At 68.4% G+C, this 3,416-nt stretch carries 3 protein-coding genes; 1 reads left to right on the top strand and 2 read right to left on the bottom strand.

From position 1 onward, the window contains the following. Positions 1-637 (top strand): substrate-binding domain-containing protein (locus ABDW59_RS24540; RefSeq protein ID WP_343634105.1); only part of this gene is annotated, 637 nt, incomplete at its 5' end. Between the two features lie 31 nt (positions 638-668). On the opposite strand, the gene ABDW59_RS24545 is transcribed toward ABDW59_RS24540, so the two are convergent. Together ABDW59_RS24545 and ABDW59_RS24550 are read right to left on the bottom strand one after the other, a co-directional pair. Beyond that, positions 669-2,660 carry a response regulator gene (locus ABDW59_RS24545; protein ID WP_343634107.1) on the bottom strand — a complete coding sequence of 664 codons (1,992 nt, stop codon included), beginning with the start codon at positions 2,658-2,660 and terminating at the stop codon, positions 669-671. Between the two features lie 132 nt (positions 2,661-2,792). Next, positions 2,793-3,212, bottom strand: coding sequence for a PH domain-containing protein (locus tag ABDW59_RS24550; protein ID WP_343634109.1), 420 nt, complete (start codon positions 3,210-3,212; stop codon positions 2,793-2,795). Positions 3,213-3,416 lie beyond the last annotated feature (204 nt).

Below are 3,416 nucleotides of genomic sequence, written 5' to 3' on the forward strand. Positions count from 1 at the left end.
GGAGATGCCCGGCCTGCAGGTGGACCGGCAGTTCGGTCCTTCGATGGGAGACACGACGCAGGCGATTCCTGCGCGGCTTGCACGCGGGGAGTCCCTGGATGTGCTGATCATGGTGGGGCCGGCCCTGGACCGACTGATCGCGCAGGGTCTGGTGGACGGCGCGACCCGGGTCACGCTCGCCAACTCCTACATTGCCTGCGCGGTGCCGGCCGGCGAGCCGGCGCCCGACCTGAGCACGGTGGAGCGGGTGAAGGCTGCCTTCCTGGCGGCGCCGTCGATCGCCTGGTCGGACAGTGCGAGCGGGGACTACATCCAGAACGTGCTGCTCAAGCGCCTGGGCATCGAGGCGCAGGTCAAGGCCAAGGGGCGACAGATTCCGGCGACGCCGGTGGGCGAGATCGTGGCGTCGCGCCAGGCTGCCCTGGGCTGCCAGCAGCGCAGCGAGCTGCAGCCGGTGAAGGGCATCCGCATCGTCGGCGAGCTGCCGGACGAGATCCAGAAGGTCACGCCGTATGCCGCTGCCGTCGTCAAGACGAGCCGGCACCGCGAACAGGCCCTGGCGTTCATTCGATACCTGGCCTCGCCGGCCAACGCCGATGCGTTGCGTCTGAGCGGCCTGCATCCGGCGGCCGATTGACGCTTGCGGACGCTGGGGGCGCCCAGGCCGCTCAGGCCTGTGAGGACTGAGCCGCGAGCAGATCCTGGATGCGCCGCGTCAGCGTTCCGGCGTCGAAGGGTTTGGAGAGCATGTCCATGCGCGCGCCGAGGAAGTCGCCGCGCACGGTGGCCTCCTGCGCATAGCCGGTGATGAGCAGCACCGGCAATTCGGGCCAGCGTTCCCGCGCCCGGTCCGCGAGTCGCCGTCCCGACAGGTCGGGCAGGCCGACATCGGTGATCAGCAGGTCGAAGCGCTGCCGCGACAGCGCCGCCTCCGCGTGGGCGGCATCGGGGGCGCCGGTGACGCGATAGCCGAGTTCCGACAGCAGCTCCCACAGCATGCGGCGCAGGGTGTCGTTGTCGTCGACGATCAGGATGCGCTCGCCGCTGCCTGACTGCGGGAGCAGGTTCGGCACGCGCGGCACGGCGGGGGCGGCCTCGTCGGCGCGGGGCAGATACAGGCTCACCGTCGTGCCGATGCCGCGCTCCGAGTCGATGGTCGCATGGCCGCCCGATTGCTTCACGTAGCCGTAGATCATCGACAGGCCCAGGCCGGTGCCGTGACCGGGCGCCTTGGTCGTGAAGAAGGGGTCGAACGCCCGGTCGCGCACCTCGGGCGACATGCCGATGCCGCTGTCGATGACGCGCAGCGCGACGGCGTCCACGCGACCCATCGCGCCCAGCAGGGCGGTGTCGTCGGCCGGCAGCCGCGCGGTCTCGATGGTGAGCCGTCCGCCTTCGGGCATGGCGTCGCGGGCGTTGATGGCCAGGTTGAGGAGGGCGTTCTCGAGCAGGTTCGCGTCGGTCTGCACGGGCCAGAGCTCGCTGTCCAGGCGAAGCACGACCTCGACGCGCTCGCCGAGGGTGCGACGGAGCATCTCCTCGATGCCGAGCACGAGGGGATTCACCTCGACGCGGCGCAGGTCCAGCGACTGCATGCGGGAGAACGCGAGCAGCCGATGCGTGAGGGCGGCGGCGGACTGCACGGAGCGTGACGCGGCATCGGCGAAGCGGGTCAGGTCGTCGACCTGGCCGAGCGCGGCCTTGCGGCGGATCAGTTCGAGGCTGGTGCCGATGGTGGACAGCAGGTTGTTGAAGTCGTGCGCCACGCCGCCGGTCAACTGGCCGATGGCTTCCATCTTCTGCGCCTGGCGCAGGCGAGCCTCGGCGCTGCGCTGCTCGGTGACGTCCTCGGCGACGCAGTAGATCTGGTCTTCGTCCTGGATGGCGGTCCATGACAGGGTCCGATAGGAGCCGTCGCGGGCGCGCATGCGGTTCTCGAAGTTCAGGGTCGGTTGGCCCCGGGCGAGCTTGCCGACTTCTTCGCGCGTTCTGGCGCGGTCCTCGGGGTGTTCCAGCCACGCCGAGTTGCGGCCGATGAGCTCGGCCTCGGACCAGCCCAGCGTCAGGGTCCAGGCGGGATTGACGCTGAGCCAGACGCCGTGACGGTCGGCGACCAGCAGCAGGTCGCGGCTGACTTCCCAGATCCGGTTGCGCTCGCGGGTGCGGCGGGTGACCTCGGCTTCGAGCCATTCATTGAGCTTGAGCAGTCGGGCTTCGGCGGCGTCGCGCGCGCGTTCGGCGAGGACCTGGGAGGTGGTCTCGCGGGTGTGGCAGAGCACGCCGGGGATGGTGCCGTCGTCGGCGATCAGCGGGGAGAACGAGAAGGTCCACCAGGTGTCCTCGGGCTCGCCGGGACGGGCCATCTCGATGTGCATGTCGGAGAAGCGCACCGACTCGCCGGCGAAGGATCGCTCGATGATGGGGCGCACCGCGTCGATCGCGTCGGGCCAGAGGCGGGCGAGGGTGGTGTCGATGGAGACGCCGAGTCGCGGTCCGAGGATGGGGCGATAGGCGTCATTGGAGAAGAAGTGCAGCTCCGGACCCCAGAGCATGTAGATCGACTCGGGCGAGGCCAGCATGTAGTTGACCATCTGCCGGAGCTGGAACGGCCATTGGGCGGGCTCGCCCAGCGGGGACTTCGACCAATCATGGGCGCGCATCGCGCGGGCCGTGAGGCTGTCGCCATGAATGGCAGGTCCGACGGCAGGCATGAAGTCCTTTCGAAAAGGGGCGCAGCCAAGTCGCCGGTGGGGAGGCGTGGATTATGCCCGCCTCCCTCTATGCAGCGGCGATCAGCCCGCGGCCTTCCTGTCCTGAAACTCCATGAACGAGCGGCGGAAGCTCATCGGATCGGAGATGCCGGGAATCGGCGCCTGGGGATTGCCGGCCCCGGAGAACACGAGGGTTCCGTAATTGAGGATGCGGCCGAAGATGCCCTGGTTGACCTGCACGCTCTCGACCTTGGTCACGTTCAACTCCACCGTCTTGCGGCTGATGAAGCCGAACTTCGCGATCACGCGCTTGTTCGTGAAGGCCAGCTCGGTGGTCTTGTAGCGGATGTAGGCCGCGAGCAGGAACAGGATGCCGATGCCCCAAAACGGCAGCGTCGCTAGACCGATCACGATGGTCGGCAATTGGGACAGCCAACTGATCCTGGCCTGATAGACCACCTTTTCACCGCCGATCAGCGCGCCCCGGATATAGCTGCTCACGTCGACTCCCTCTCGATTTGTCAGACGGGCGGATTCTGATTGCCCGGAGCGGGCAGGGGCATCGGGTAGACGCTGAGCTTGCGGGCAAAGCGACAGATGGGGGTCAGGTTTCGCCCATAAGGGGGAAGGCAGACATCACCACTGCGACTGGTCCTCCGGGGCCGTGCGGGAAATGGTGCTGAGGCGGCAGGCCTTTCCCAAGGG

It is taken from the genome of Roseateles sp., from assembly GCF_039595295.1.
In the GTDB taxonomy this organism is placed as follows: Bacteria; Pseudomonadota; Gammaproteobacteria; order Burkholderiales; family Burkholderiaceae_C; genus Roseateles.

Excerpts from the sequence above, each read along its gene's own strand:
- ABDW59_RS24545 (WP_343634107.1), bottom strand. The coding sequence starts at position 2,660 with ATGCGCGCCCATGATTGGTCGAAGTCCCCGCTGGGCGAGCCCGCCCAA.